1 protein-coding gene is annotated in these 597 nt (G+C 56.6%); it reads right to left on the bottom strand.

Translation table 11 applies throughout. The features are described from left to right. Window positions 1-206: 206 nt before the first annotated feature. Window positions 207-389: a hypothetical protein gene (locus Q4543_RS24520; RefSeq protein ID WP_303442808.1), complete on the bottom strand. Its 183-nt coding sequence runs from the start codon at window positions 387-389 to the stop codon at window positions 207-209. Window positions 390-597 lie beyond the last annotated feature (208 nt).

Below are 597 nucleotides of genomic sequence, written 5' to 3'. Positions count from 1 at the left end.
CCCAAATCCAGGCGCTCTATCGCATCGAAAAAGACCTGCGCGGCCTAAGCGCAGATCAACGCTGTGCTGCACGGCAGTGGATCAACAGCGCCCCCCGCTTCCTGAGCGCATCGTTGTAGCTCGACCACTTGGCCGTGCGGTAGCGGGCGGGTGATGGCTTACTCATGCCGGCCACCTAACCACATGGATTCGCTATGTGAATCTTACTACGGCAGAGTTCTGCAACAGCGCCCCTTGTAATCAGGGCCGATGAAGTATGTGGCGCCCATATCGTCCGGGCTAGCAAAGGTTATGCCCGAGGGGCTGACAAGGCCGGTGAAATCCTCGGTTTCCTTGACAAAGGTCGAATGCGCGGTGCGGAACAGCGTGAAGGCCATCCTTTCGGCCATGACCTGCGCGTGGTTTTCCAGCCTATTGAGGGTGACCAGTCCTGCGCCACGATGGCACCGGATTAACCTATTATACTATAAAAATTGTTTCTGCGGGCAGCGCCAGAATCGCTGCTCCTGAAGGCTGAACGTAACTGTTCCATCCCGGATGATCACATAAACCCTCGGCGGTCTGCCCTTTTCATGGCAAGATCGGTTCTGAGGGAAG

Source organism: Salipiger sp. 1_MG-2023, assembly GCF_030547555.1.
Classification (GTDB): Bacteria; Pseudomonadota; Alphaproteobacteria; order Rhodobacterales; family Rhodobacteraceae; genus Salipiger.
The sequence above is the reverse complement of the archived record's forward strand: the minus strand, read 5'-3'. Positions and strand labels throughout refer to the sequence as shown.

Excerpts from the sequence above, each read along its gene's own strand:
- Q4543_RS24520 (WP_303442808.1), bottom strand. The coding sequence starts at position 389 with ATGGCCGAAAGGATGGCCTTCACGCTGTTCCGCACCGCGCATTCGACC.